25 protein-coding genes and 1 tRNA gene are annotated in these 26,980 nt (G+C 55.0%); 10 read left to right on the top strand and 16 right to left on the bottom strand.

Going from position 1 to position 26,980, the window contains the following annotated elements; all coding sequences use genetic code 11:
* Positions 1-10 precede the first annotated feature (10 nt).
* Together KCG46_RS11685 and KCG46_RS11690 are read left to right on the top strand one after the other, a co-directional pair.
* Entirely contained in the window at positions 11-979 is a 969-nt protein-coding gene (locus KCG46_RS11685; protein ID WP_218405612.1) for a hypothetical protein, read from the top strand.
* Positions 980-988: 9 nt separating this feature from the next.
* Positions 989-2,389, top strand: coding sequence for a sensor histidine kinase (locus KCG46_RS11690; RefSeq protein ID WP_218405613.1), 1,401 nt, complete (start codon positions 989-991; stop codon positions 2,387-2,389).
* A 112-nt stretch (positions 2,390-2,501) separates the two neighbouring features.
* Here the strand turns inward: KCG46_RS11690 and KCG46_RS11695 are convergent, their stop codons facing one another.
* Complete coding sequence (locus KCG46_RS11695; RefSeq protein WP_218405614.1) at positions 2,502-3,788, bottom strand: citrate synthase; 1,287 nt, start codon at positions 3,786-3,788, stop codon at positions 2,502-2,504.
* A 41-nt stretch (positions 3,789-3,829) separates the two neighbouring features.
* Complete coding sequence (gltX, locus tag KCG46_RS11700; protein WP_218405615.1) at positions 3,830-5,254, bottom strand: glutamate--tRNA ligase; 1,425 nt, start codon at positions 5,252-5,254, stop codon at positions 3,830-3,832.
* A gap of 147 nt (positions 5,255-5,401) precedes the next feature.
* Between gltX and KCG46_RS11705 the strand changes: the two genes are divergently transcribed.
* A complete protein-coding gene (locus tag KCG46_RS11705; RefSeq protein WP_255551985.1) occupies positions 5,402-7,531 on the top strand; it encodes a ComEC/Rec2 family competence protein in 2,130 nt (709 codons plus the stop codon).
* 22 nt (positions 7,532-7,553) lie between these two features.
* Here the strand turns inward: KCG46_RS11705 and lexA are convergent, their stop codons facing one another.
* The 10 genes from lexA to KCG46_RS11755 form a co-directional block, all read right to left on the bottom strand.
* The gene (gene lexA, locus KCG46_RS11710; RefSeq protein ID WP_218405617.1) at positions 7,554-8,243 is read right to left on the bottom strand and encodes a transcriptional repressor LexA; all 690 of its coding nucleotides are present in this window, start codon (positions 8,241-8,243) and stop codon (positions 7,554-7,556) included.
* Between the two features lie 164 nt (positions 8,244-8,407).
* A complete protein-coding gene (locus tag KCG46_RS11715; protein WP_218405618.1) occupies positions 8,408-9,631 on the bottom strand; it encodes a molybdopterin molybdotransferase MoeA in 1,224 nt (407 codons plus the stop codon).
* An 8-nt stretch (positions 9,632-9,639) separates the two neighbouring features.
* The gene (moaC, locus tag KCG46_RS11720; protein ID WP_218405619.1) at positions 9,640-10,113 is read right to left on the bottom strand and encodes a cyclic pyranopterin monophosphate synthase MoaC; all 474 of its coding nucleotides are present in this window, start codon (positions 10,111-10,113) and stop codon (positions 9,640-9,642) included.
* Between the two features lie 54 nt (positions 10,114-10,167).
* Positions 10,168-10,956 (bottom strand): indole-3-glycerol phosphate synthase TrpC, encoded by a 789-nt coding sequence (trpC, locus tag KCG46_RS11725; protein ID WP_218405620.1) that lies wholly within the window; start codon positions 10,954-10,956, stop codon positions 10,168-10,170.
* A gap of 1 nt (position 10,957) precedes the next feature.
* Complete coding sequence (gene trpD, locus KCG46_RS11730; protein ID WP_218405621.1) at positions 10,958-11,950, bottom strand: anthranilate phosphoribosyltransferase; 993 nt, start codon at positions 11,948-11,950, stop codon at positions 10,958-10,960.
* Positions 11,947-12,558, bottom strand: coding sequence for an anthranilate synthase component II (locus KCG46_RS11735; protein ID WP_218405622.1), 612 nt, complete (start codon positions 12,556-12,558; stop codon positions 11,947-11,949). Before KCG46_RS11735 ends, trpD begins: the two co-directional genes overlap by 4 nt.
* Positions 12,555-13,532 carry a prolyl aminopeptidase gene (gene pip / locus KCG46_RS11740; protein ID WP_218405623.1) on the bottom strand — a complete coding sequence of 326 codons (978 nt, stop codon included), beginning with the start codon at positions 13,530-13,532 and terminating at the stop codon, positions 12,555-12,557. Before pip ends, KCG46_RS11735 begins: the two co-directional genes overlap by 4 nt.
* Positions 13,532-14,359: a phosphodiester glycosidase family protein gene (locus KCG46_RS11745; RefSeq protein ID WP_218405624.1), complete on the bottom strand. Its 828-nt coding sequence runs from the start codon at positions 14,357-14,359 to the stop codon at positions 13,532-13,534. The genes pip and KCG46_RS11745 overlap by 1 nt, the downstream gene beginning before the upstream one ends.
* The gene (trpE, locus tag KCG46_RS11750) at positions 14,356-15,885 is read right to left on the bottom strand and encodes an anthranilate synthase component I (protein WP_218405625.1); all 1,530 of its coding nucleotides are present in this window, start codon (positions 15,883-15,885) and stop codon (positions 14,356-14,358) included. Before trpE ends, KCG46_RS11745 begins: the two co-directional genes overlap by 4 nt.
* A gap of 21 nt (positions 15,886-15,906) precedes the next feature.
* Positions 15,907-17,841: a SurA N-terminal domain-containing protein gene (locus KCG46_RS11755; protein WP_218405626.1), complete on the bottom strand. Its 1,935-nt coding sequence runs from the start codon at positions 17,839-17,841 to the stop codon at positions 15,907-15,909.
* Between the two features lie 234 nt (positions 17,842-18,075).
* Between KCG46_RS11755 and tpiA the strand changes: the two genes are divergently transcribed.
* The 3 genes from tpiA (at position 18,076) to pyrG (ending at position 21,074) form a co-directional block, all read left to right on the top strand.
* Positions 18,076-18,849: a triose-phosphate isomerase gene (gene tpiA, locus KCG46_RS11760; protein ID WP_218405627.1), complete on the top strand. Its 774-nt coding sequence runs from the start codon at positions 18,076-18,078 to the stop codon at positions 18,847-18,849.
* Positions 18,850-18,926: 77 nt separating this feature from the next.
* On the top strand, positions 18,927-19,298 hold the full coding sequence (gene secG / locus KCG46_RS11765; protein WP_218405628.1) for a preprotein translocase subunit SecG: 372 nt from the start codon (positions 18,927-18,929) through the stop codon (positions 19,296-19,298).
* 138 nt (positions 19,299-19,436) lie between these two features.
* Positions 19,437-21,074: a CTP synthase gene (gene pyrG, locus KCG46_RS11770; RefSeq protein ID WP_218405629.1), complete on the top strand. Its 1,638-nt coding sequence runs from the start codon at positions 19,437-19,439 to the stop codon at positions 21,072-21,074.
* A 425-nt stretch (positions 21,075-21,499) separates the two neighbouring features.
* On the opposite strand, the gene KCG46_RS11775 is transcribed toward pyrG, so the two are convergent.
* Positions 21,500-21,979: an Hsp20 family protein gene (locus KCG46_RS11775; RefSeq protein WP_218405630.1), complete on the bottom strand. Its 480-nt coding sequence runs from the start codon at positions 21,977-21,979 to the stop codon at positions 21,500-21,502.
* A 163-nt stretch (positions 21,980-22,142) separates the two neighbouring features.
* Here KCG46_RS11775 and grxC point away from each other — a divergent pair, with 163 nt between their 5' ends.
* The 4 genes from grxC to KCG46_RS11795 all read left to right on the top strand — a co-directional run bounded on the left by grxC (position 22,143) and on the right by KCG46_RS11795 (position 23,846).
* Positions 22,143-22,406, top strand: coding sequence for a glutaredoxin 3 (gene grxC / locus KCG46_RS11780; RefSeq protein ID WP_218405631.1), 264 nt, complete (start codon positions 22,143-22,145; stop codon positions 22,404-22,406).
* 24 nt (positions 22,407-22,430) lie between these two features.
* On the top strand, positions 22,431-23,264 hold the full coding sequence (locus KCG46_RS11785; protein ID WP_439648838.1) for a carbon-nitrogen hydrolase family protein: 834 nt from the start codon (positions 22,431-22,433) through the stop codon (positions 23,262-23,264).
* Positions 23,261-23,737 (top strand): DUF1178 family protein, encoded by a 477-nt coding sequence (locus tag KCG46_RS11790; protein ID WP_218405633.1) that lies wholly within the window; start codon positions 23,261-23,263, stop codon positions 23,735-23,737. Before KCG46_RS11785 ends, KCG46_RS11790 begins: the two co-directional genes overlap by 4 nt.
* Positions 23,738-23,769: 32 nt before the next feature.
* A tRNA-Arg gene (locus KCG46_RS11795) sits at positions 23,770-23,846 on the top strand.
* A 7-nt stretch (positions 23,847-23,853) separates the two neighbouring features.
* Here the strand turns inward: KCG46_RS11795 and KCG46_RS11800 are convergent.
* The 3 genes from KCG46_RS11800 to KCG46_RS11810 are packed head-to-tail and all read right to left on the bottom strand — an operon-like array spanning position 23,854 to position 26,913.
* Complete coding sequence (locus tag KCG46_RS11800) at positions 23,854-25,080, bottom strand: MFS transporter (RefSeq protein WP_255551986.1); 1,227 nt, start codon at positions 25,078-25,080, stop codon at positions 23,854-23,856.
* On the bottom strand, positions 25,077-25,991 hold the full coding sequence (locus KCG46_RS11805) for a haloalkane dehalogenase (protein WP_218405634.1): 915 nt from the start codon (positions 25,989-25,991) through the stop codon (positions 25,077-25,079). The genes KCG46_RS11800 and KCG46_RS11805 overlap by 4 nt, the downstream gene beginning before the upstream one ends.
* 58 nt (positions 25,992-26,049) lie before the next feature.
* Positions 26,050-26,913 carry a mechanosensitive ion channel family protein gene (locus KCG46_RS11810; protein WP_255551987.1) on the bottom strand — a complete coding sequence of 288 codons (864 nt, stop codon included), beginning with the start codon at positions 26,911-26,913 and terminating at the stop codon, positions 26,050-26,052.
* Positions 26,914-26,980 lie beyond the last annotated feature (67 nt).

The raw sequence follows: 26,980 nt of genomic DNA on the forward strand, positions 1-26,980 counted from the left end.
GCGATTAAAGATGGGCGTAACGGTGAAAAAAGGCGTAGAGCCCCGATCCGAAAACCCCGAAAGGGAAACCGGTGTCGAGTTGATCCTGACGGATGAACTTGCCCGTGCAGATCGCGCCCTCAGTTCGGTTCCGCCGGTACTGACGCACATGCTAGCAAGTTCAGGCCAAACTCTGGTGAGCGATGCGATAGTTGCTAGACTCCGCGGTATGCTTTCATCAATGGCATCGCAGCTGCTCTCAGCCAGAAATGAGACAGCAAGACCATTGGAAGACAGCCGCACGGTGGATCAATTGTCTGACCGGCTTGCGGGGGACAATGTCGTCCTCAGTTATTGTTACGCATTGGCAATGGAAGGCATCTTGACCGAGCGCCTTGCGCATCGCGCTTCGATTGATCCTATCCTTAGCCCGCTGCTTCAGGAATTGATCGCCTCGGATCGGCCCGCTGTCGCCGAAATGGCAATGAATGCGTTGGCGGCCCAATCGCGTTTCATCCAAAGCCAGAGGCGGATGGAGTTGCCTCTTTCTGAGCTTCCGGCTGAACTACTGGATACGGTTCTTAAGCGGTGGATGAAACATGACAAAACTGATCCAACTGCTGCGGAAGCAGTCAAGCGGATCAAGGCGAGTTATGATGAAGGCGCCGGCCGGATTGGTCTGTTCGCACGGCTTGTTGCCTCTATGAAATCTGGTGTCGTCGCGGCGTTGGAGCTTGAGCACGCAGGGCTTGCCCTATTCGCCAGTGCGCTTTCGAAAATCACTCATGAATCCCGCGAGCTCACAGTCCTAGGCTGCCACGAGCAACAAGCTGCACGGCTTGCGCTCAGCTTGCGAGCAGGCGGGCTTTCACCTGCCTCTATCGAGCGCCAGTTCATGCTGTTGGAGCCCGTTGATCGTCTGCCAAGCGATATTGCTTCCATTGACCCTGCTCGCGCCGCTCTCGTGCTGAAACAAGCACGTTCGAAAAGGGCGTTCTAGGCCTGTATAATGAAGAGATCTGACAACCTGCTGGTCGCGCGAGGCCTTACGGACTTTGAAGACCGTTTGATCACAGCCGACGATTTGCTGTCGGAGCTGCAAGAAAATTGTGGCGGGTGTCTGCCTGGTGTTGTGGCAGTTCCGGAACTCCTTGAGCTGGTCAGGCAAGGCCGTGAACTGGGTCTTCGAATTGCCCGTGAGTTCCATGCATATGACGGAGCGGATGAGGTCAGCGGGTTTGTTAGGATTCATCCGTTGAGTGATGAGATTGGGGGATGTGAGCTTTTCGTCGAGAACTGGCAGCGAACACCGCCCAAAGCTGGCTCAACGCGAGAGATGGCGGACCGGTTGGACACAATCGACCGTGCAGCAGCGGAAATCACCATTCGCCTTGATCAGGCGCAAAGAGTGCAACTGCTCGACAGTTCAGCAACGGACACGACTGCGTTTGAAGATCAAGTCACGGATAACCCAGGCAAAGTCTGGACGCATTATGTGGATTTGCAAGGGATTGCCCATCAGCAACCGCTCCATTGGCGCCTGTTGGATGGCGTTGAGTGCAGGTTAGCCGGCTCGGAGCGACCGTGGCGGGTCAGGCTGCTGCCCATTGGTGCCGCGAACGGTGCTCCTCGCGGGTTTGAGCTCCTGCTTGTTGCAGACAGGCCGATCTATGAAGAATCCCAGCTTGATGACTCAGAATACAGCCCGCAAACCCGTTTTATCGGGAGCGCGCTCACACCAGTCCTTCGGCAGCCCATCGCTCGGATCATCGCTAACGCGGAAACAATCAGAGCGAAATTGGCTGGCCCTCTCAAAAGCGAATACAGCGAATATGCAGGCAATATAGCCTCGGCGGGACAGCATCTTTCAGGGATGCTGGACGATCTCACCGATCTTGAAGTGGTAGAAGCTCCTAGTTTTTCGACGATTAGCGAGAAGGTAGATTTGGGAGACGCGGCCAAACGCGCCGCGGGGATATTGGGTGTCCGCGCGCAAAATCGCGCAATCAAACTAGAAATCGTCAACGAATCCGAGAAGGTGATCGCCCAAGCTGAATTCCGCCGGGTGCTGCAGATCCTGATCAATCTCATCGGAAACGCGATCGCATACTCCCCCGAAGGGAGCACGGTTACTATGGCGACTGCCGGAAATTATGCGGGAGTGGTATCGGTCTCAGTCGCAGATGAGGGCGCGGGCATTCGCGGTGACCAAGCCGAGAAGATTTTCAACAAGTTCGAGCGATTGGGGCGTGATAGCAGCGGAGGTCCAAGTGCTGGCTCCGGCCTTGGCCTCTACATCTCCCGCAAACTGGCTCTCGCGATGGATGGCGATCTAAGTCTCGCCCCAATATCAGGCGATGAAACGGCATCTGGCGCGGAATTTACGCTAAGCTTGCCCGCAGCCAGCTAACCTCTGGGCGGCACGCTGCCGTTATCCAATACGATACAGATAGAATTTGGGCGGCGCCGGTGGACTTGCAACGCAAGCCAGCCAGTGCCGCCCATAGTATTCTGCCCGGGACTTAACGGTCGCTAAGCGGCACGTAGTCGCGCTGTGTCGGACCGGTATAAAGCTGACGCGGGCGACCGATAACCTGTGCTGGATCGGAAATCATTTCGTTCCACTGCGCAACCCAACCCACAGTACGGGCGAGGGCAAAAAGTGCGGTGAACATCGTAGTCGGGAAACCAATCGCAGACAGGATGACACCCGAATAGAAATCAACATTCGGGAACAGCTTTTTCTCTTGGAAATACGGATCGTTAAGAGCCATTTCTTCCAGAGCGAGTGCAGTTTCGAAAACAGGGTCTTTCACGTTCAGTGCGTCGAACACTTCGCGGACTGTTTTTTGCATAACAGTCGCACGCGGATCGTAGTTCTTATAAACTCGGTGTCCAAAGCCCATCAGGCGGAATGGATCATTCTTGTCTTTGGCACGCTCGATGTAATGCGGGATGCGGTCCGGCGTACCAATTTCGCGGAGCATATTGAGCGCCGCTTCGTTGGCGCCGCCGTGCGCTGGACCCCACAGACACGCAATACCGGCCGAAATACAAGCAAACGGGTTCGCGCCAGATGAACCGGCAAGACGAACGGTCGATGTCGAAGCGTTCTGTTCATGATCAGCGTGAAGGATGAAAATCCGGTCCATCGCTTTTTCAACTGCCGGGATAACTTCGTATTCCTCAGCCGGAACACCGAAAGTCATACGCAGGAAATTGCCTGTGTAGCTTAGTGAATTATCAGGCTGCATCATTGGCTGACCGATGGAGTACTTATATGCGCTCGCCGCGATCGTCGGCATTTTCGCAATCAAGCGGTGCGAGCTGATCTTGCGGTGCTCCGGGTCAGAAATGTCGGTGCTGTCATGATAAAACGCAGAGAGCGCACCCACGACGCCGCACATGATCGCCATCGGATGCGCATCACGGCGGAAACCCTGATAAAACTGGCGCATCTGATCGTGCAGCATAGTGTGCCGCGTGATCGTGTAAGTGAAATCGTCGAGCTCTTCACTGCTTGGCAATTCGCCATTGAGCAACAGGTAAGACGTTTCCATAAAGCTGGATTGTTCGGCCAACTGCCCAATCGGGTAACCGCGGTGCAGCAGGATGCCTTCCTGACCGTCAATATAGGTCAGCGCGCTCTCGCAGCTGGCGGTTGATTTATAGCCAGGGTCGAATGTGAACTTGCCAGTCTGACCATAAAGCCTGCGGATATCGACCACATCCGGGCCGGTGCTTCCCTGCAGAACGGGGAATTCGTAGGTATCGCCGCCTACTTCGAGTTTGGCGTTATTATCTGCCAAGATGTGTCTCCTGCTAAAATCTCAGTTGCCTTGCCCTGAGCTCACGCAGCCTGTGCGTCGAGCCGAGCGAGGGCTTCTTCCCGTCCCAAAAGGACCAGAACATCGAAAATTCCGGGCGAGGTTGTCGTTCCGGTGAGGGCAGCTCGCATTGGCTGCGCCAACTTGCCGAACCCCAATTCGAGTTGCTCTGCAAGTGATTTTGTAGTGGCTTCGAGAGCCTCGATTGTCCAGTCATTTTCGCTCTTCAAAGCGTCCGAAACCGATGACAGGCGCGCTCGCCCCTCATCATCGAGCAATTTTGCCGCCTTTTCGGTCATATCGAGTGGGCGCTTTGCAAACAAAAAGCCTGCACCATCAGCAACTTCATGGATGCTCTTTGCGCGGGTTTTGAGGACAGGCATTGCCGTTGTCAGCAATTCAATATCAACTTCGCCATCGATATGTTTTGCAGCCATGTTAGCTAGCATCGTATCGTCAGCTTCGCGGATATAGTGACCGTTAAGGTTTTCCAGCTTCTTTGTGTCAAAGCGTGATGGGCTTTTTCCGACACCCGATAATTCAAACAGGTCAATCGCTTCTGCTCGGGTGATCTCTTCGCGGTCTCCGTGACCCCATCCAAGGCGCAGGAGATAATTGAAGAGGGCATCGGGCAGAACGCCCATCTCATCGCGATATGCTTCTACACCTAAAGCGCCGTGGCGTTTAGATAGTTTTGCCCCGTCCGATCCATGAATCAGAGGAATATGCGCGTAAACCGGGTCAGGCCAACCGCCCTCAATCGTATCCATAGCCCGGTAAATCGGCAATTGGCGGAAAGCGTTGTTAAGGTGATCATCCCCGCGAATTACGTGGGTGACGCCCATATCATGGTCGTCGACAACCACGGCCAGCATGTATGTCGGTGAACCGTCTGCGCGTAGAATAATGTAGTCATCCAGTTCGTCATCCTTAACCGTAACAGAGCCTTGGACTTCGTCTTGAATTGTGGTTTCACCGCCTTGCGGGGTCTTTAGACGGACGGCAAATGGCGCACCCTCTTGTGCTTCGGAAGGATCACGATCACGCCACCGACCATCATAGCGCATCGGCTGTTTATTGGCGCGCTGTTCGGTCCGCATCTGCTCAAGCTCTTCGGGCGTAGCATAACACTTATACGCGTGACCCGCTGCGAGTAACTTCTTCGCTACGTCGGCATGACGGTCCGCTTGTGCTGATTGGAACGTTGGTGCCTCGTCATAATCTAGGCCGAGCCAATCAAGACCATCAAGAATTGCATCAATAGCCTCTTGAGTTGAGCGCTTCTTGTCGGTGTCTTCGACCCGAAGAAGCGCCTTTCCGCCGTGATGGCGAGCATAAAGCCAATTGAATAAGGCAGTGCGAGCGCCGCCAATATGAAGAAAACCAGTGGGTGAGGGTGCAAACCGCGTGACAATTGTGCCCTCGCTATTGCCTCTTTCACTTGCCATATTCTTCAAATTCCTTTTCTATTCGCACTTGCGTTTAAGGGGAGTACCGTGCGCGAGCCGCCATTAGTACCCTTGGGCGAAGAAGTATCCAGACCTGCCGCCGCAATTGGTGTTGCAGTGCAGCGCCCTTGGCAAAGGGGCGCAGGCTTGTCCAGCATCGTGCGAAGGATCGGCGACAGCGTCGAACACTTCCTGAGCAGTTCTGGTTTTGACCGTGCGCCATGGTTGGCGGTGGTATTCGGTGCAGGAATTCTTGCTTGGTTCGCGCTCAACTCTCCCTGGCAATGGGCAGCGGTGATTGGCCTAAGCCTCTTGATCGCGTTGGCAGGGAGTGCTGTTTGGCGCGGGGACGAGGAGCGCGGGCATATTCGGGCCGCAACGATTGCGTGCGGGTTGGTGTTTGCTGCGGGCGTCGCCATCATCTGGCTAAGATCGGAACTGATCGGGGCCGAAGCGATCGAACGGCCAGTCGTCGAGCGTGTGCAGGGCTATGTGCTGGACCGAGAGGATCAACCTGCTCAGGAACGCACGAGACTTACCCTAGCGATTAGAGATGCTGAGGCCGGCGTCGCACGCAAGATTCGGATCAATGTGCCGCTTGAAAAAATGGAGGAGGCACAAATTGCGGGGCCGCTGCTTGTTGAAGGCGCCGTGATAAAGGCACGGGTAAGGTTGATGCCGCCCGCGAGCCCGATGTTACCCGGCTCGTATGATTTTGCGCGGGCTGCATGGTTCAAAGGTCTGGCTGCTACGGGAAGTGTGATCGGGCCCATTGAGATTGTCGAACCCGCTCCGCAATCGAGCGGGCTTCCAGCAGTCCAGCGGGTCTTGTCCTCACATGTGCGGGAACGCGTGGACGGCTCAGCAGGGACCATTGCCGCGGCGTTCGCAAGCGGAGATCGAGGAGCGATTGCGGAGGCCGATGAAGAGGCTATGCGCGATGCCGGTTTGACGCATCTGCTCTCTATTAGCGGGCTTCACGTTAGCGCCGTTATTGCCGCAGCATACTTCCTCGCGATCAAGCTGCTCGCTTTATTCCCACCTATAGCATTGAGAGTCAGGTTGCCGGTCATCGCTGCAGGCGTGGGCGCATTGTCCGGCGTTGGCTATACGCTCTTAACGGGGGCCGAAGTTCCAACCGTCAGAAGCTGCGCTGCCGCAATGCTTGTCCTAATCGCGCTCGCCATGGGCCGTGATGCGCTTTCACTTAGAATGGTCGCGGCCGCCGCAGTGTTTGTCATGCTGCTTTGGCCAGAAAGCATCGTCGGCCCGAGCTTTCAGATGAGCTTCTCCGCGGTAGTTGCAATCGTCGCACTGCATTCGTCTGGAGCTGCGAGAACCTTTCTCGCGCCCAGAGAAGAGCCGTGGTGGCGCCGCAGCGGCCGTCAAATCACCATGTTGTTCATCACAGGCATGATCATCGAAATTGCTCTGATGCCGATTGTCCTGTTCCATTTTCACAGGTCCGGAGTTTACGGAGCGTTTGCCAATGTGATTGCAATCCCGATGGTAACCTTCATCTCCATGCCGCTGATCGCATTCGGGCTATTTCTCGACCTACTTGGCTTGGGCCAACCTGTGTGGTGGCTTGTTCAGCAGTCGCTTGATGCCTTGTTGGCAATTGCACATTTCACTTCATCGCGACCGGGCGCTGTGAAACTGATGCCGCAAATGGGGTATGGCACGATTGCGCTGTTTGTGTGCGGGGCGCTTTGGCTCGCGCTCTGGAATGGCAGGGCTCGTCTAATCGGTTTTGTGCCTGCTACCGTCGCGACTGCAATGCTTGTGCTGACACCTATCCCGGATGTCTTGATTGGACGGGAAGGGCGGCACGTCGGGATCACCGTACCCAATCAGGATGGTGGTCGGCAGCTCCTGTCTTTGCGAGATAGCCGGTCATCCTATTCGCGAGACAATCTTCTTGAACTCGCGAGCGTGACGGGAGATCCTGTGCCTATTGCGCAATGGTCTGGCGCCCAATGTTCGACCGAGTTTTGTATTCTGGAAATTGAACGAGGCGGCCGCACATGGGTGATCATGATGGCGCGCAATCGAGATCTTGTAGAGGAGCGCGCATTGGCCGCTGCCTGTGAACGGTCTGATATCGTCGTCGCTGATCGTTTCTTGCCGAGATCATGCTCGCCGCGCTGGCTCAAGGCAGATCGCGGCATGCTCGAACGCACTGGAGGGCTCTCACTCGATCTTACGAACCAGAAGGTTAAGAGTGTCGCATCAGTTCAAGGTCAGCATGGTTGGTGGCGCGGGGAGAGCGAATGAAGCCGTCCCCGCGCTCAAAATATCAGTGATAGCGGCGCAATAAGCCAGCTAATTTACCCTGCACCTGCACCTCGCTTGAGCCGTAAACTTGAGGGTCATAGGCCGCATTAGCGGGGTCCAAACGAACACTGCCGCCATCTTTATGGAGATACTTGAGTGTAGCCTCTTCACCGCGCACAAGAGCGACAACAATCTCGCCATCGCGCGCGCTGTCGGTTCTTCGCACCAGTGCAAAGTCGCCGTCGAAAATACCGGCTTCGATCATAGAATCGCCGGACACTTCCAGAGCATAGTGCTCACCAGGGCCAAGCAAGGCAGCCGGAACCGGTAAGGAGGTTTGGCCTTCAAGTGCTTCAATTGGGGCACCAGCCGCAATCCGTCCATGGAGCGGGATTTCGATGACATCATTGGCAGGCTCAGGCGCCGATTTCAAAACAGCAGAGCCAGATACAACCGTGTCATTTGCCGCCAAGGTTGGGCGCGGTGTCGGCGTCGCATCCTCTGGCATTTTGATAACTTCCAGCGCGCGAGCGCGGTTTGGGAGCCGGCGGATAAAGCCCCGTTCTTCGAGAGCCGAAATCAAGCGGTGGACGCCTGATTTGCTCTTGAGATCGAGCGCTTCTTTCATCTCTTCGAAACTGGGCGAGATCCCGGATTCATCGAGACGTTGCTGGATAAACCGGATTAATTCGTGCTGCTTTGCCGTCAGCATGGAGTCCACTCCTTAATACGCACTATCGGTGAAGACGCACACGCGTCCCACAGTGCCACAATTGCACCCTCCAAGAGGCACCAGAACTAGGTGCTTTACCAAGGCTAACCGTCCGCCAATAAGGTGAACGAATGTGGAACGAATAGGCAACCTGCGTCTGTGTGTCAAGCGGAGTGAGGAACCAAATTCCCCCGTTTACCGCCATTTTCGAGCCAATATCCCTGCACGGTCTCACCAGAAGCCGCTCTTGGACATCCCGCGGGCCTGAAGATGAGGCAATTTGAGATGGCCAATGATCGAAGCGCGCTTGAGTCTTGGGGCCCTACCAGCGCGACTGTCTTGCCATCCGATACCGCTCTGAGAAACTCATCTCGAGCCCCTCCGGCAGGCAGAACATGAGCCGATACCATAGTTTCGGAGATTGGGAGCGGAGTACTGTCCCCCATCATTGATCTGATCACTGGCAACGCAAATAGATAGCAAGTGACGAAGCTTGAAACGGGGTTTCCGGGTAGACCCAATATCACCTGCACACGCCCGCCAGTTTCCCGCGTCGCGACCATCAACGGCTTACCCGGTTTGATCGCAACTTTCCAGAAATCGATCTCCGCCCCCCAATCGCGGAGCGCCTGTTGGATCAGGTCATGATCGCCAACCGATGCTCCACCCGACGTGATTACAATATCGCAATCATCGGCCTGTTTGAGCGCAATCGCCAAGGCATCCAGATCATCGGGTACAGGGCCAAGCAATTTCGCCTGTCCAGCTGTGGGAGCAAGCATTGCTCTTAGCATTGGTCCATTGCTTGCCGGGATTTGATGATCAGCAATTTCTCCGGGCAAACGCACCAGCTCGTCTCCGCTGTCCAAAACAGCAATCGTCGGAGCCGCGTAAACGGGTAACGTTCCAAGACCTCCAGAAATGGCAAGGGCGATCTGCGGAGGCCCAATCATGGTTCCGCCTTTGAGAAGGATATCACCTGCACTAAAGTCGAAGCCCGCCTTGCGGACATGCTGGCCAGGTTCGGGCGCTTTCTGGTCTTCGAGGAGACGGACCCTATTATCGGCGACTGATGCATTTTCCTGGATCAAGACTCGATCCGAGCCAGCCGGAAGATGCGCACCCGTAGAAATTCTGGTGCACTCACTATTGGACAGCGTGCCTTCAAATGGAGCACCGGCGCGGCTCTCGCCAGTTTGCAACCAAGGACCATCACCGCAAATTGCATATCCATCCATGGCAGAGAGATCGGACGCAGGCTGTGTTCGCACCGCAGGAACATCACGCGCAAGCCTGTGACCCAATGCCTGATCTGTTGGGACTTCTTCGACTGAGCATTTTGTTGCCAGCCCAATTAGTCGCGTCTGCGCCTCTTCAAGGGTCAGCATCGTGGTCACTAGGTATTGGCTTTCCAAACGCCGGATTTGCCGCCGCGCTTCTCGATCAGGCGCACTTCATTGATGATCATGCCCTTATCGATCGCTTTCGCCATATCGTAGATCGTCAATAAGGCTGTCGACACCGCAACCAATGCCTCCATTTCGACGCCGGTTTTACCTATCAAAGCGGCGCTGGCAGTTACCCGGATTACGTTGTCTTCATATGCAAATTCGATATTAACGGACTCTAGCCCAAGCGGATGACATAATGGGATCAATTCGCCTGTGCGTTTTGCAGCCATAATGCCGGCAATCCGAGCGGTCCCCAATACATCACCTTTTGGAGCGTCGCCGTTCTGAATGGCGCACAATGCCTTAGCGGACATTGTGATTGTTCCGCTGGCAATTGCCAAACGCCTGGTTGAAGGCTTGCTGCTGACGTCAACCATATGCGCCGCGCCGCTTTCATCGATATGAGTAAGATCGCTCACGATGGCTCCTTGTGACCCGCATTTGATGCCAGCTTTGAACTTGGGATACTAGCCTCAACCCTGCAGGAGCGTTCTGGTCGCCTTCGCTACATCTTCCGCTCGCATCAGGCTTTCGCCGACCAGAAACGTTCGAACGCCTGCTGCGGCAAGACGGTTGCAATCTGCATGGGTGGCGATGCCACTTTCTCCAACGATCAACGCGCCTTCGGGGGCCAATGGCGTGAGGCGCTCGGTCGTTTCGAGCGAGGTCGTGAATGTCTTCAAATCGCGGTTGTTCACCCCGATCAAGCGGGAATTCAATACCTTAGCTGCACGCTCTAATTCAGCCTCGTCATGAACCTCAACAAGGACATCCATAGCATGTTCGCTGGCCGCTGCTTCGATCTCCGCCATCTGGCCATCGTCTAACGCCGCAACAATAATCAGTATTGCATCTGACCCGATCGCGCGCGCTTCGATGCACTGCCAGGGATCGATCATGAAGTCCTTGCGAAGAACTGGTATCGAACAAGCTGACCGCGCTTCGATCAGATAGTCTTCATGGCCTTGGAAGTATGGAGCGTCAGTCAGGACAGACAAACAAGCCGCGCCGCCCTCTTCGTAGGCTTTTGCATGCTCTGCAGGTCGAAAATCCTCGCGGATCAGCCCTTTTGAAGGGCTGGCGCGCTTGATTTCTGCAATCAATCCGTATCCGCTTACCGAAGCATTTCGCAGCGCGGCCTCGAACCCACGGGGGGCTGTTTGGGTGCGGACCGCCTGCTCAAGATGCGAGGGTGCGATTGCCAACTTACGCGCGTTGACAATCTCGCGCTTTGCCGCGCAAATTTCTTCCAGTTTGTTCATTCTATTTGGCCAGTTCGATCCAGCGTTCCAGCAATTGCAAGGCTTTCCCGCTATCCAATGCTTCTGCAGCGATTGAAACGCGCTCTGGCCATTCTGAGCCCCTTTGGGCCACAGCTAAAGCGCCTGCAGCATTAAAGAGCACCGCGTCGCGATAGGGGCCTGGCGCGCCTGTAAGCAACGCCTTTAGGGCCGCAGCATTATGGGTAGCATCATCGCCGCGAATGGCTTCGATAGGCGCCCTAGAGAGCCTTGCATCATCTGGATGCAAGCGACTCATTTCAAATGCATTTCCAGAGACGACCGCTACTTCATTGCCGCCTGCAAGGCTGAGTTCGTCCAGACCTTCATCACCGGAGACTATGAGCGACCGTCCCGTCCCCAGTTTTGCCATCGCTCCGGCATAGATTGGAACATAGGCAGGCCGCGCAATTCCGATCAATTGGCTCTTCACGCCTGCAGGATTTGAAAGGGGACCCATCAAATTGAAGATCGTTCGTTTGCCGATTTTCTTACGGATTGGTTGAATTCGTCCCATCGCCGGATGGTGGTTCTTTGCAAATAGAAAACAGATCCCAATCTCGGCGAGGGTCTTTTCCGCTGTGCGTCCCGCCGCATCCATATCGAGCCCCAGAGACTCCAACGTGTCTGCTGCGCCTGCTTTTGAGGATGCTGCGCGGTTGCCATGTTTGGCGACCGGGATGCCGCACGCAGCGACGACTAGGCTCACCGCGGTCGAAACATTGAGCGTATGATGGCCATCTCCTCCAGTGCCGCAAACGTCGATCGATCCATCGGGAGCAGCAACCGGAATAAGGCGCGCACGCAATGCACGCGCCGCTCCAGCTATCTCGTTCGACGTTTCGCCGCGTTCGGACAGGTCAATGAGGAACTGCTCAATTTCGTTCTCGGATGGTACGCCATCGAGCAGTGTCCCGAATGCATCTTCAGCTTGAGTTTCGGTCAACGGTGTAGAGACGTCTGGCAGGGTGCTCATGCTGAGATCCTCTCAGGCTTTTTGTGATCAATGCCGCAAATCTCCAAAAAGTTGGCCAGGAGTGCGTGGCCATGCTCGGTAGCGATACTTTCTGGGTGAAACTGGACACCGTGAATTGGTAGTTCAGAGTGGCGAAACCCCATCACGCTCCTGCTTTCATGCCCCGGCGTCTCGGCAAAAGCATTCGGAACGAGAACATCAGGCAAATCAATCACTTCCAAACTGTGATAACGCGTCGCAGTGTACGGGGAGGGCAGGCTCTTGAAAACACCAGTTCCATCATGCGTTACCGGTGAAGTCTTTCCATGCATCAATCCGCCACGCACAACTTTCCCGCCAAAATGTTGTCCGATTGATTGATGGCCCAAACACACGCCCAGCAAGGGTTTGCCAGAATCTGCACAGGCCGAGACTAGATCGAGACTGATGCCCGCTTCATTGGGGGTGCATGGTCCAGGTGAGATCAAATAGCCATCCGCGCCCGTTGCCAGAACTTGCGCAGCTGTCATCACGTCATTGCGCTCGACACGCACTTCGGCGCCCAACTCCATCAAATAGTGCACCAGATTGAACGTAAAACTATCATAATTGTCGATGACAAGGATCATGACAATTTACCCGCCAGCTTGTCTGTCGCTCGAACCAGCCCATCGATAATGCCGGGTTCGCTCGCGCTATGGCCTGCGTCATCCACGATCCAAAGGTCAGATTCCGGCCATGCTTTTTTCAGCGACCAAGCCGCCGATGGCGGCGTGCATATGTCGTGGCGCCCCTGAACGATGATCCCGGGGATATGTTTGATCTTTTCGACATCTCGCAGCAGCTGCCCCTCTTCGAGGAAGAAATCCTCAAGAAAAAACCTGGCGCAAATACGGGCAAAAGGAACCGCTTTTGAAGGGTCGGCGAATTCTTCAAGCAACCCTTCGTTCGGGAGCAAGGTCGCAACGGTTCCTTCCCACAATGACCACTCTTTTGCGGCCGCAAGGCGCGTAGGCTCATCCTCGCTGGTAAGCCGGGCGTAATATGCCTTCACAAGGTCATCGCGCTCATCCTCAGGAATGAGAGCCGTGAAACTGTCCCATTGCTCTGCCATGATCTGGCTCGCGCCAAAGCGATAGAGCCAGCCCTTTTCCTGCTGCCGTGCCAAGAACACGCCGCGCAATACAATTTCAGTCGTTCGTTCCGGATGCGTTTGGGCGTAGGCGAGGGCTAGGGTCGCTCCCCAACTGCCTCCGAATACCTGCCACGCTTCGTGTCCGCACATTTCGCGCAGACGCTCGATATCAGATACAATTCGCCACGTGTCGTTGTGCTGAATCTCTGCAAAGGGAAGGGATTGGCCGCAGCCGCGCTGATCAAACAAAAGCACGTCGTAGAGCGCAGGGTCCCATTGACGCCGATGCGAAGGTGCCATCCCGCCTCCCGGCCCGCCATGCAGGAAAACCGCTGGCTTAGCGCCGGGAGTGCCTACACGCTCATAGTAGAGCGAATGACCTTCGCCGACATCGAGCATGCCCGTCTCGTATGGCTCAATCTCTGGGTAGAGCGTCCGTTCGTAGGTTAGCGTGTTACCGTGAGGCATTATTTGTCCTTCACAACCAAAAGCGGCCCGACGCGGCGGCTATCCATCCGCCCCGTGGCCGGATCCCAAAGCGATGAAACATTTCCATCCAGGAAAACAGCGTTGGGTGTCTTGAGTTCATCGCGGAAAAATCGGCCAAAACGGCCGAAGCTGATCGGGGCATCTGAAATCACAAAATGAGCCTTGCCATCAGACGTAACACCTACGCCGTTACGGATTGCCCGTGATGGACCATCGTCCTGAAATTCAGGATGCAGTTTTCCTCTAACCACCAGCATTGGGCCAGATTGCGTGCCGAATTGAGGGCGGTCGCCAATCGTGCGGTAGAATGTTTCAGTATCAAGCACCTGCCATTTGCCATTGCTGCCGAAAAATACGCCGTTCGGCTTCAGATGGAAATTTCCCGGGCCGTCTTCGCGATTGAGTTCTTTCAAACGATCGGAATTGCGTACGAAATATCCAATCGCCCGCAGATTATCACCGTACATTCCGCCGTTGGTTACGAAGGCAATTTCGCCTTCATTTTTGCCAGCGGCCCATGCCTTGATAGTGCCAAACCCATCCCCGCTGGCGGGCGCTAGCGCTGTTTCAATACTATGCTTTGAAGGATCCGCTACACAGTGAGTTAGTGCCACACCTTCGAAAGTAACTGCCGAGCAAACCGAGTTTTCAGAGGTTTGCGTAGGCGTGGGCTCTGGCTGCGGTGTTTCTACGATCTCAACCGGCGCAGAACCATCAAGTTGGGTCCGGACGACCGGCTCACCTTCGGGTTGCTGCTCACAAGAAACAAGCGCAGTCAAAACTGTGATCAAAAATATGCGTTTCATTGCCCGAACCCCGGTTCGCTGGCGACGCGAACAGCTTCACGCGCTGCGGCAATCAATGCGCCTGCTTTTGCGCGACATTCAGCAAGTTCATAGTCAGGATTGCTATCTGCCACAATTCCGGCACCTGCCTGCACATTCATTACACCGGCTTTGACCACTGCAGTGCGCAAGACAATGCAGCTGTCAACAGAACCGTCAGGCGCGAAATATCCGACGCCGCCTGCATAGGCGCCGCGTGTTTCCGGCTCAAGTTCTGCTATAATTTCACACGCCCGGATTTTGGGTGCGCCTGAAACAGTGCCGGCCGGGAATCCTGCGAAAAGGGCATCGAGAGCGTCGCTTCCGTCTGCCAAAGCACCAACAACGTTGCTCACAATATGCATCACATGGCTGTACCGTTCGATCGTAAAACTGTCGGTTACCTCGACGCTGTTTGCGGAGGCGACGCGTCCTACGTCATTCCGGCCCAGGTCAAGCAGCATCAGGTGCTCCGCCAACTCTTTTGGATCTGCCATCAGGCTGATCTCATTGTCGCGATCTTCCGAAGGTGTTGCACCTCTGGGGCGAGTGCCAGCGATCGGACGAATGGTAACCTCGCCTTTGCGGACTCGAACCAAAATCTCCGGACTTGAACCGACGATTGCAAAGCCCGGTAGATCAAGGAAATACAGAAATGGTGATGGATTCACGCGCCTCAAAGCACGGTAGAGCTCAAACGGGGGCAGCTCGAACGGGCATGTGAAACGCTGCGCCAAGACCACCTGAAAAATATCGCCTGCAACGATGTAGTCTTTAGCCTTAGCTACCATCGTCTTGTAGTCGTCTTCGGCCATGACTGCGGTGAGCGAAGGCTCGTCCGTGCCGCCAGACAGACGCGGCTCCGGCGGGCGAGGACGCATTAAGCCGCGCAATGTCTCATCGATACGATCTGAGGCTTGCTCAATGGCATCTGCCGGATCAACCGCATTCCAAATCGGGGCGACGCAGTAAAGCGCATCTGTCAAACTATCGAAGACCAGAATGATCGTCGGGCGCACAAACAGCATGTCAGGCAGAGCCAATTCGCTCGCTTCTGCTCGGGGAAGCTTCTCAACCAGACCGACCGTCTCATAGCCGAAATAACCTACAAGGCAGGCCAGCGCAGGAGGAAGTTCTTCTGGCACATCAATGCGGCATGCATTCGCGAGAGCGCGAAGTTCGCTCATCGCGTCTCCATCGCAAGGCTCAAACGCATTCTTATCGGTCTTCCAGTTCTGGTTGATCGACGCGGATGTTTGACTTGCGCGAAACACCAGATCGGGGTCCAAACCAAGCAGACTGTATCGCCCGCGCACTTCACCGCCCTCGACAGATTCGAGCAGGAAATCACCGCGGCCAGGCTCTATTAAACGCCTTGCTGCGCCAACAGGTGTATCGCTGTCAGCAACAACCCGCCTCCATACCAAGGCTGGTCGGCCATCATTCAAAGCGGCGGCAGCGTTTGACGCGTTTTCGGGCGACGCAGAGGCGTATTTTTCAGAGTTCACGTGTAACTTCGGCTTCCGCGATCAATTGGTTTCGCCAACCAACTGACGCCGAACAGCGTCGATAGCTGCCTCGTTCTGTTCCACACCCAGTTCCGCAAGAATAGCGCGGGTCAATTGCTCGGTGTATTCTTGCGTAAGAGCCGGAGCCAATTGCTGCTGCGTTTGCGCCAGAATCGGGCTGCCTTCTGGAATATCATCGGTCACAATCTCACGCAGATCGACAACATACCAACCGATATTATTCGGCGCTTCATAAAGCTTGGAAGAACCCGCAGCCATTGAGAACATAAGGACCAGTGGTGGTGGAGGATTCCGGTCTTGCTGGGCAAACAATTGGCGACGCTCCAAATCAATCTTCTCTACCGGTGGAAGCTGTACTTCTTCGCCAGACAACGCTGCGGTCACATCGCTGTCACCGCGTACCTTTTCAAGAACGCGGTCAGCCACTTTACGGGCTTCTTTGTTTCCTTCGGCTAGACGCCATGCGTTTGTGACTTGATCGCGGATATCATCGATTGCGGGCGCCGCCGAAAGCGCGATTTCAGATACGTCGAACACTACGAATTGTTGGCCCGGAATAATCTCGGCAAGCTGTGGTTCGCTTTCCTCCATTTGGAACGCGGTTTCTACTGTGCTGCGCAACGCTGGATTAAGCGACTCGCCGCTCCCGAACACTCGACCATCGGCAAGTATCGGCGGCGTCGCGTTGATTTCCAGACCGTAAGTTTCTGCAACTTCGATCAGTGATGTTCCATCGGCCACTTCGTCTTCGACCCGCGCGCTCAAATCACCAAGCGCAGCAGCGCGTTTTTGAAGCCGAAGTTGCTCTGTAATTTCCGGTGTTGCCTGAGCCAAAGAGCGGGCAGGGGTCCCATCAATGCCATCAACACGAGCGACATACCAACCGAGGCTGCTCTGTGCAGGGTCAGCAATTTCACCTCGCGATGCGGCAAACACATTATCTGCGGCTGCGGGGCTCAAAGTCGCGGATACTTGCTCCTTCGTTTGGCCCTGGCTGCTCGATACGCTGAAGCCCGCTTTGGTTGCGGCAGCCTCTAACGAGACACCGCCGCGTACGCGGCTTACCAGTGCATTCGCAGCGTCTTCGGTCGGGACAAGGAAAGACGAGATATCGCGCGCTTCACTGGCAGCAAACGCTTCTGCATTGCTGTCATAAAAAGCCTTAATTTCGGCAGGTGTCGGCGTCACATCAACATCAAGGGTTTCGGCACCGAACAGAGCATACCGAATTGTTCGTCGTTCGGGGCGAACAAAACGCGAGTTTTCCGCACTGTAGAATGCAGCGAGCTGTTCGTCCGTAGGGTCACCTTCTGGCGCAAAAGCGAAACTCGGTATGAAAGCAATATCGCCTTGGCGGCGTTCAAGCAGCAAAGCTGCATATTGCTTGGCAGCCTTTTCAGGCATTTGCGGTGATCCCAGCGCAGGGATCAGCAATTGCTGCGCGAGCAGACCGTCGGCAAGATCACGTCGTAGGATCTCGTCGTTCAGCCCCTGCGAACGCAACGCGGCTTCGTATACATTTTGATCGAATTCGCCGGTTGGACCTCGAAACGCGCCGATATTCAGAATTTCGCTGTTTACCAGATTTTCGCCGGCACGAAGTCCGTATTTCTCCGCGTAACCGCCGATTCCGTATCGATCGATCAACTGGCTGATGACCTCATCCAATCCGCCTTCTTCAACAAATTGCTGCATGCCAATCGTCGGATTTTCCTGCTGCACAGTGCGCAGTGCAGATTCGGCGGTGCTCACCAGCTCAGAGCTGTTGATCCGGTCATCACCGACAACCGCCACGCGGTCACCGCCAGACACTCCGCCAAATGTAGTCCCAGTGATATCAGCCGCAGCAAACGCAAGTGCGACGAGGACCAGAAAGCCGATGAAAATCGGTAGACCGATCTTCGATTGGAAAAAGTTGCGAAAAAAGGAAATCATAGTTTGGGTCTATTCCGGCAATTTTACGAGCGTTGAAGCGGCGGTATTCCGCAGTGCCCTAGAGTATGCGCCCGTAAGGGCTGGTTTATATGCGCTTTATCCGCCCTGCGACCTCGCGGCAACAGGTCTCGCAGTCTTTTGACTGTATCTCTTTACTCCGCTAGCGGACGCGGCCCCTTGACCCTACATCGGGCCACAGATTCGTCCGTGCCACGGACCTTGCAGGAAATTCAAATGCCCAAGCGGCCTTACATCGTTGGTAACTGGAAAATGCACGGCACCCGCGCCATGCTATCCGAAGCGCGCACGATCGACCGTGCAGCCCAGCGGCATATGAAGGTGGAGGTAGCAATTGCACCGCCTTACACCTTGATCCACCCTGTTCACCGCGAGGCGGAGCAAATTGCAGTTGGTGCGCAGGATTGCCATCACGAAGAGAGCGGAGCGCATACTGGCGATATTTCAGCTGCAATGGTAGCCGATGCTGGTGGCAAATTTGTGATTCTCGGTCACAGTGAGCGGCGCCAGAACCACAGCGAAACCGACGCGCAAATCAAATTAAAGGCTGAGGCCGCCCTTAATGCTGGGCTGCGGATCATCCTTTGCTGCGGCGAAAGCGATAGCACTCGCGAAGCAGGTCGCGCGGTCTCGCATGTTAAGAAGCAATTGAAAGCTTCATTGCCCGATTTTGCCGATACAGCTGAAGAAATCAGCGAAAAGCTGACGGTTGCCTATGAGCCTATCTGGGCAATCGGCACAGGCAAAACGGCAACTCTTGAAGACATCGCCGAGATGCACGCAGAAATCCGTGCACTGCTCGTTTCGCTATATGGAGAAGAACAGGGCGCAGAGGTGCGAATTCTGTATGGCGGCTCGGTGAAGCCTGAAAACGCTTCCGAAATTCTGGCCACTGCTGAAGTTGGCGGCGCGCTGGTTGGCGGGGCTAGCCTGACGGCAGACAGCTTTATGGGTATTGCTCTTGCCGCTGGAGAGACTGAGGAAAGCTAAGCCTCACCTCCAGCACTTGCCGCAGAGATAAGTGCGCCCTAAATAGCGCTCACAAATTTTATCGAGATCGTATTGTCATGTTTCTTTTTCTCACTGTTCTGCAAGCTATCGTAGCCGCCGGTTTGGTGGCCGTAGTCCTTATGCAACGTTCCGAAGGGGGCGGGCTTGGCATCGGTGGCAATCCGAACGGAGCATTGGGTGCGCGCGGTGCGGCAGATTTTCTGACCCGTGCGACTAAATGGCTTGCCGTTGCATTTGTCGCGTTGTCGATTGCTCTAGCGGCAGTTGCTGTGAACGAGACATCCAGCGGCTCAATCTCGACCACGCTTGATCGCGACGTTTCGGCTCCGACGACAGACGATTTGCTTGGTGGTCCAGCCGGCGGCGAAGCTGCGGATCAGGTAGATGGTCAGGCGGATGGTCAGAGTGACGACCCTGCGACCGATTAAGCAGCTGCGAGGTGCGGCGTTCGATGGCTTTCAAAACTCGTTTGAGCGCTTTTTAATAAAGTGACTGTGGATGGCAGCACGTTTTGCTGCGCAATTTGCTTGCCACGAATCCACAACGACCCTTAAGGCTCGGCACCCATGGCGCGGTACATATTTATAACCGGCGGCGTGGTCTCCTCGCTCGGCAAAGGTCTCATGGCGGCAAGTCTTGCTGCCCTCCTTCAGGCGCGTGGGTACAAGGTCCGCATTCGGAAATTCGACCCTTATCTCAATGTCGACCCGGGCACGATGAGCCCGTATCAGCATGGCGAAGTTTATGTGACCGACGACGGGGCTGAGACTGACCTCGATCTTGGGCACTATGAACGCTTCACCGGCGTCTCAGCACGTCAGAGCGACAACATAACCTCGGGCCGTGTCTATCGCGATATCATCGCGAAGGAGCGGCGAGGGGACTATCTCGGCGCGACCGTACAGGTGATCCCGCATGTGACCGATGCGATCAAGCAATTCGCGCTTGATGATCAGGATGATCATGATTTTATCCTGTGTGAAATAGGCGGAACCGTGGGGGACATCGAATCGCTCCCATTTATGGAGGCGATCCGTCAGCTGCGGAATGATCTTGAGCCGATGCAAACGCTAAGCGTTCATGTGACGCTGGTCCCCTACATCGCGGCCGCAGGTGAATTGAAGACAAAGCCAACGCAGCATTCTGTGCGCGAACTCGCAAGCCTTGGCATAAAGCCAGATGTCTTGCTGTGCCGTGCTGAACACCCAATTCCGGATGGCGAACGGCAAAAGATCGCCAATTTCTGCAACGTTCGCAAAGAGGCTGTTATTCCAGCGCTTGATGCACCTTCGATTTACTCGGTGCCATTGCAATATCACGAAGCGGGCCTCGATGCCGAGGTATTGCGAGGCTTTGGTATCACGGACGCCAAAGACCCTGACCTCTCTTCTTGGGATGATGTGACAGACCGGTTCTTCAACCCAGAGGGCGAAGTTACGATCGGCGTTGTTGGCAAATATGTTGGCCTACCAGATGCCTATAAGAGCCTGAATGAAGCGCTCGTTCATGGCGGCCTCGCCAACCGGGTGAAGGTCAATATCAAATGGATCGATGCGGAAGTCTTCGAAGGTGAAGACGAAAGCGCGCTTGTTGCCGCACTTGAACCGATGCACGGCATCTTGGTGCCCGGTGGCTTTGGCGAGCGCGGGAGCGAGGGAAAGATATCAAGCGTCAAATTCGCCCGCACCCGCAAGGTCCCGTTCTTTGGGATCTGCCTAGGAATGCAGATGGCGTGTATCGAAGGCGCACGTGAAGCCGGATTTGACGCTGCCTCATCATCGGAATTTGGCGAGACTGAGGAACCGGTCGTTGGAATTATAACCGAGTGGATGAGCGAAGAGGGCATTCAGGAACGCGAAGAAGGCGGCGATCTGGGCGGAACGATGCGCTTAGGCGCGTATGGTGCGAAGCTCAGCGCCAATAGCCATGTTTCGCGCATTTATGGTGGATCAGAAACGATTTCTGAGCGCCACCGGCACCGTTACGAGGTGAATGCACGCTATATCGATCCCCTTGAACGGCAAGGCCTCGTTTTTTCCGGATTGTCGCCCGATGGCTTGTTGCCGGAAATCGTCGAACGCCCTGATCATCCATGGTTTGTCGGCGTTCAATTCCATCCAGAATTGAAATCTCGACCGTTCGATCCGCACCCACTGTTTGCAGGTTTTGTTGCTGCGGCGCTTGAGCAATCTCGCTTAGTCTGAGACATGCACGCCCTCAAGCTATTGAATTGGTGGAGCAATCACAGGCGATGGCCGATGCATGCGAAATTCTACGTACAGCAAACTTATGTCGCGTTTTTACAATTAGATGAAATTAATCTTGCGCGATAATGCACTGGCAGCTTACGGGCTTGCGCACTGTAGTTTTTCGTAAGGGTGGATACCCCCTAAGCACGAACGAAGAATTGTTGGTGTTTGGACGATATTCGAATGCGTTGATGGACCTCTGCTTTAAAGCGGGAATTTCTGGACGCATTTTACAAAGCTCGAAACGGTGTTGACCGTCTTCTGCGACCCGGACGGTGAGCATCGAAACGAGGCGGCTTAGGTCGCAGGGGCGGATCTCAACGATCCGCCCCTAACTTTTTCAAACCAATTTTTGTCGATTTATGCGCCTAAACGAGCGCTCAGGCCACGTCTGCGGATTTGTCTTCGGATCCATCTGGAACGGCAGTCAGTGTCGGGGTGCCGTTCACGGAAATTTTCTTAGGCTTCATCGCCTCGGGCACTTCACGAACCAAATCGATAATCAGAAGCCCGTCAGCCATATCTGCCTGCTCAACACGGACATGGTCGGCGAGCTCAAACCGGCGCTCAAAGCCACGGTTCGCAATGCCGACATGGAGCATTTCGGCCCCGCCATCGACATCGTCACGCTTTTTGCCTTGAACAGTCAACAAGTTTTGCTGCGCAGTGATATCGATATCCTGCGGACGGAAACCCGCGACAGCTAATGTTATACGATAATTGTCTTCGCCGCTTCGCGCGATGTTAAAGGGCGGATAGTTGTCACCCGAAGTGTTGCGCGCCTGGCTTTCCAGAAGGTCGAACAGGTGATCAAAACCAACGGTGCTGCGGCGGTAAGGGGTGAAATCTAGACGTGACATAATTCACAAATCCTCTTGTTTGAGCAATTTGAACATAAATGCAGACCTGCGCCATGCAGCGCCTGCGGTTTAGTCGCATATCGCGTTTCCCAAGACTGGCGAAACGCTGCAACACGCACTATTTGGGTTTGAGTAAACACGTTTCAAGAGGTCCGTCACTCCGATGAGCAAACCGAAAATCGACATCTATACCAAATTCACTTGCCCGTTTTGCGTGCGCGCGAAACGTTTGCTCAGTTCGAAGGGCGTAGAGTTCAACGAATTCGATATCTCGATGGGCGGTCCGAAGCGAGATGAAATGACAGAGCGAGCGCCAGATGCTCGCACTGTGCCGCAGATTTTTATTGGTGATACGCATGTTGGCGGATCCGATGAACTTGCAGCTCTCGAACGCGCTGGTGAGCTCGACGCGCTTTTGGCGGGTTGAATGGCGCGCATCGCCGTCCTTCAAATGACATCAGGGATTGATCCCGAGGCGAATTTCACGGTTGTCGAGGAGGCGGCGACTCGTGCGGCGGGCGAGGGCGCAGTAGTTCTTTTTACGCCAGAGATGTCGCTTTTGCTCGACAAGGATCGCGAGCGCGCGCGGCAGACCATGGCGCAGCCGGGTTATGGAGTTGCGGAAACGGAACAGTTCGGCTCGTTCGAAGAACGCCTTTTGTTGTTGGCTGAAAAGGTGCAGATCGACATCGCTCTTGGCTCCATGCCAGTGCCAAAAGAAAATGGCAGATTGGCCAATCGCTCGCTTTATTGCCGTGCGGATGGAACCAATGCGGGGCTGTACGACAAGATGCACATGTTCGATGTGCGATTGTCGACTGGCGAGACTTGGCGTGAAAGTTCGGCCTACGAACCAGGCGAAGGTCCTGTCAGCGTTTATGACACACCGCTCGGCGAACTTGGCCTGACAATCTGTTACGACCTCCGTTTCCCCGCTCTTTTCGATTGGCTGGGACGGGTGCCATGCGATGCTATCGCCGTGCCAGCCGCATTTACAAAGCCCACGGGTGCGGCGCACTGGCACGTATTGCTGCGGGCCCGCGCAATTGAGGCGTCGGCTTTCGTGATCGCTGCGGCTCAAGTTGGCAAGCATGAGGATGGACGCGAGACCTACGGTCACAGCCTTGTTGTGGATCCATGGGGCGAGGTCTTGCTCGATATGGGCGGCACGGAGCCAGCACTTGAATTTTGCGATATCAATCTGAACCGGATTGCCGAAGTGAGAGAGCAAGTGCCAAGCCTTGCCAACAAACGCGAAATCCCCAATTATAGACGCGCATCATGATCGTTTATGACCTCCACTGTGAGCACGGCCATCGTTTTGAAGGCTGGTTCGGCTCTTCCACTGACTTCGAAGACCAGCAATCTGGGGGTCTTATCTCTTGCCCCGAGTGCGGATCCGAACAGATCGGAAAGGCCCTCATGGCCCCGGCAGTGCCGGTAAAAACCAATACAAAGAACGACGTGCCCGTTCCATCTGTACCAGCGTCGGCAAAACCGGTTAGCAATCAACCAATCCCTGCGGAGGTGGAAAAGGCCATGCAGGCATTGGCGAGGGCGCAGGAAAAAGCGCTTCAAAAGAGCACTTGGGTCGGAGAGAAGTTCGTCGAGCAATCGCGCGAAATGCACTACGGCGAACGTGATGAGGCGCCGATCCACGGGCAAGCGACGCTGGAAGAAGCCAAATCTCTTGTCGACGAAGGCGTACAGGTCGCCCCGCTTCCGTTTCCTGTGGCACCGCCTGACAAACTCAATTGATTAGAGTTTTCTCAATGCTAAAGCGGCGTTGGGGCCCCGTAGCTCAGCCGGATAGAGCACCAGATTCCTAATCTGGGGGCCGCGTGTTCGAATCACGCCGGGGTCACCATCAATCGTTAAGCCGTTTTGGGCTGTGCTGGACCGCTACCGTAAAGCTTGAGCGCCAATCCACATAACATCGTAAGCAAAGCACACGATGCGAGCACCGCTATCGCTGTTCCTTGCCATGCGAACGCATCGAACACCGCAGTTCCAAGAATCGAACCAGCTCCTCCACCGATAAACATAATAACAACGTAGATCGTGGTCAGACGCGTGCGCAATGCAGGTTCTTGCGATAGGAATGTCATTCGGCTTCCAACGTCAATTGCCGGACCAACAGTTGATGTGATCAGTATCGGAATAATCAACAGCCAGATGTTGCCACCAAATGGAAGCAGCAGCGCTGTGCCGGCTGTTTGAATGAGCGCGAGGTAAAGCCTTGCTCGGCGTGGGCCGACACGGTCTGACCATTGCCCCAACTTTGGTGTGGTCAACACACTGAGCGCGGCAAAGCCTGCAAGGTATCCGACGGCGTCTGTACCGTATCCCATCTCAGGAGAGGTAAGGTGCAGGGCGAGCGCCAGCCAGAGCGCAATGAATTGGCCAAAGCCAATTGCCTGAATGGCGCCAGAAATCATGATTTCTGGGTGCGAACGCAGCAGCGGGAAGACGGACATCACCAATTGAACGTAAGGCTGACGCACCACTTTGGGCGCTGCTGCTTCCGCTTTTGGCATGATCCGCGGCAGAGCGATGGCGATGGCCAGCATCGATAGTGTCGCCGCCCAATATACTGTCCGCCAGCCGAAGTGTTCGGCAATCACGCCTGCTCCGACACGCGCGACAAGAATGCCGAATATGATCCCAGCGGTCAGTGTTGCTGTGACATGCCCGAGGCGCTCGGGCGCCACTCTTTTGGATGCATATGCTGGCAGCAAATAGGGTGCGATCGTGAAGAACCCGAGGACGGTCGATCCCACAGTGAATAACGCGAAGCCGGGGGCCAACGTCATGACAATCAAGCCAAGGCATTGCCCGGCAGTAAAGACGATTGTCAGATTGCGATTTGAATAACGATCGCCAAGCGGCAATAGCAGGAGTATGCCGATAGCAAGAGCCAATTGGTTCAATGCAGGCACGATCCCAATTTTCGCATCGCTAACGCCAAATCCTTCAGCGACGTCACCGATGATCGGGTGGATATAGTATGCGTTAGCGGTGACCACGGCAACGGCCAGCGCCAAGAGCAGTTCTTGACGCCGGGTCAGTCGCTCCGGTGCGGAAACCGACTGCTCGCTCAACCCAGAGAACCCGCCTTTTGCGCAGTCGCGATCACGCCCTGGGCAAGTTCAACAGGGCGGTCTTCCTGACAAAAGTGACCACAAGTCGACAGCATACCGTGAGCCATGCCTTCAGCTCCTTTTATACGTTCGATCAGAGGCTCGGCGAGCCCACCTGTCACTGGGTCATCCTCCCCAAACAGGGTGAGGAATGGCTTGTCGTAATTGGACAGACCTTTCCACGCTTCGATATTCTGCTGGATGCCATCCATCCCGTCTTCGACCGGAACCAATTGCGGAAAGGCGCGCGCACCGGCTTTGCTCGGCTCATCAGGGAAGGGCGCGTCATATGCTGCCACTTCCTCGGCCGTGCGCTCCGTCGCCGTTGCTCGTTGCAGCAGCTCTCCAATCATGAAATCAGGGGAAGCCTTCGCAAATTCACGCCATGCATGGAAAGCGGGAGAAGGAGTTCCGCCGGTTGGAAGGAAGGTGTTGCTTGCCACAACGCAGGCAAACCTTTCCGGACTTTCTCCGACCATACGCAGTCCAAGCAGTCCGCCCCAATCCTGACAAAACAGGGCTGCAGTTTCAGGCACAACAGCATCCCGCCATTGTTCAAGCCAGCTCACGTGCCGGTCATAGGTGTAGAAACCAATGTCATCGGGCTTATCACTTTTACCGAAGCCAATAAGGTCCGGTGCAAGACAGCGAAAGCCCGCATCAAGCAGAACCGGAATCATCTTTCGATAAAGAAAGCTCCAGCTGGGTTCACCGTGGAACAGCAAAACAGGCGGTGCGTCTTTCGGCCCCTCGTCAACATAGTGCATCCGGCCCGAGAAGCCCTCTCCAAGGTCAATTTCGCACCAATTCTCAGCGAATGGGTAGTCTCGGATCGCCTTAAAGCGTGTGAGGTCGGTTTTGAGGACTTGCATAAGGGTCGGCTCCTTCGTTCACGAGATCGGCAGCACGAAAAGACTTATTCCGAAGCCGTTATGCATTTTCTCCGGTCTCAGTGCCAAGCGGAACGCGCTCTTTGAATGTGTGCGTGATATATGGGAATGGAATTTCAATACCAGCATTGTCGAGGCTACGCTTGATAGCTCGTACAACTTTGTCTTTCGATTCCCACCCAGAGCGCGGGGTCGATCCTGACCACCAGCGGACCAAAAAGTCGACTGATGATGAATTGAATTCTTGCGCGAAAACATCAATACCTTTGTCGGTGTCGATCTCGTCGATCTCGACCACTGCCTTGCGGATGACTTCTGCTGCTTCATCCAAATCCGTATCGTAGGAAACACCGATCACTACGTCATGACGACGCAGTTCCTTATCCGTCAGAATCTCTACCGGGTTTTTGAACAGGATTGAATTCGGCACGACAGTCACTTCGCCAGATAGCTTGCGAATGTGCGTTTCGCGCAAGGTAATATGCTCAACCTTGCCAACGATCCCCTCGCATTCGATGACATCACCAATCCGCATTTTCTCTCGCACCATAATCAAAACGCCGGCGAGGAAATTTTCGAAAATATCCTGAAATGCGAAGCCGATTGCGACCGCGCCGATACCGAGACCAGCAATCAGACTCGACGGAGTAAGATCAGGGAAGAGAACAATCGCTGCAATCATCAGACCGAGGATCCACGTCCCCAGCTTGACGAGAGTTTCGATCAGGTTGCGCAAGCTGGGGCGCAGGTCCGTCTTGCCGATCAAACCATCTGCGATTTTGACTGTGAATTTTGCAGCAATCGCAGTGATCACAATGATGACGAGCGCAATGGCTAGGTAGGGCAGAGCAACTACGAAATCGTTGCCCATGGATTGAATTTGGTCGACTAATGTATTCAGCATGATGACTTTTTGTATTCCCCTGTTTTCCATCCAACGGGTAATTCGGGAATATCGTTCCAAGACAATC

This window comes from Erythrobacter crassostreae (assembly GCF_019204045.1).
Taxonomy (GTDB): domain Bacteria; phylum Pseudomonadota; class Alphaproteobacteria; order Sphingomonadales; family Sphingomonadaceae; genus Erythrobacter; species Erythrobacter crassostreae.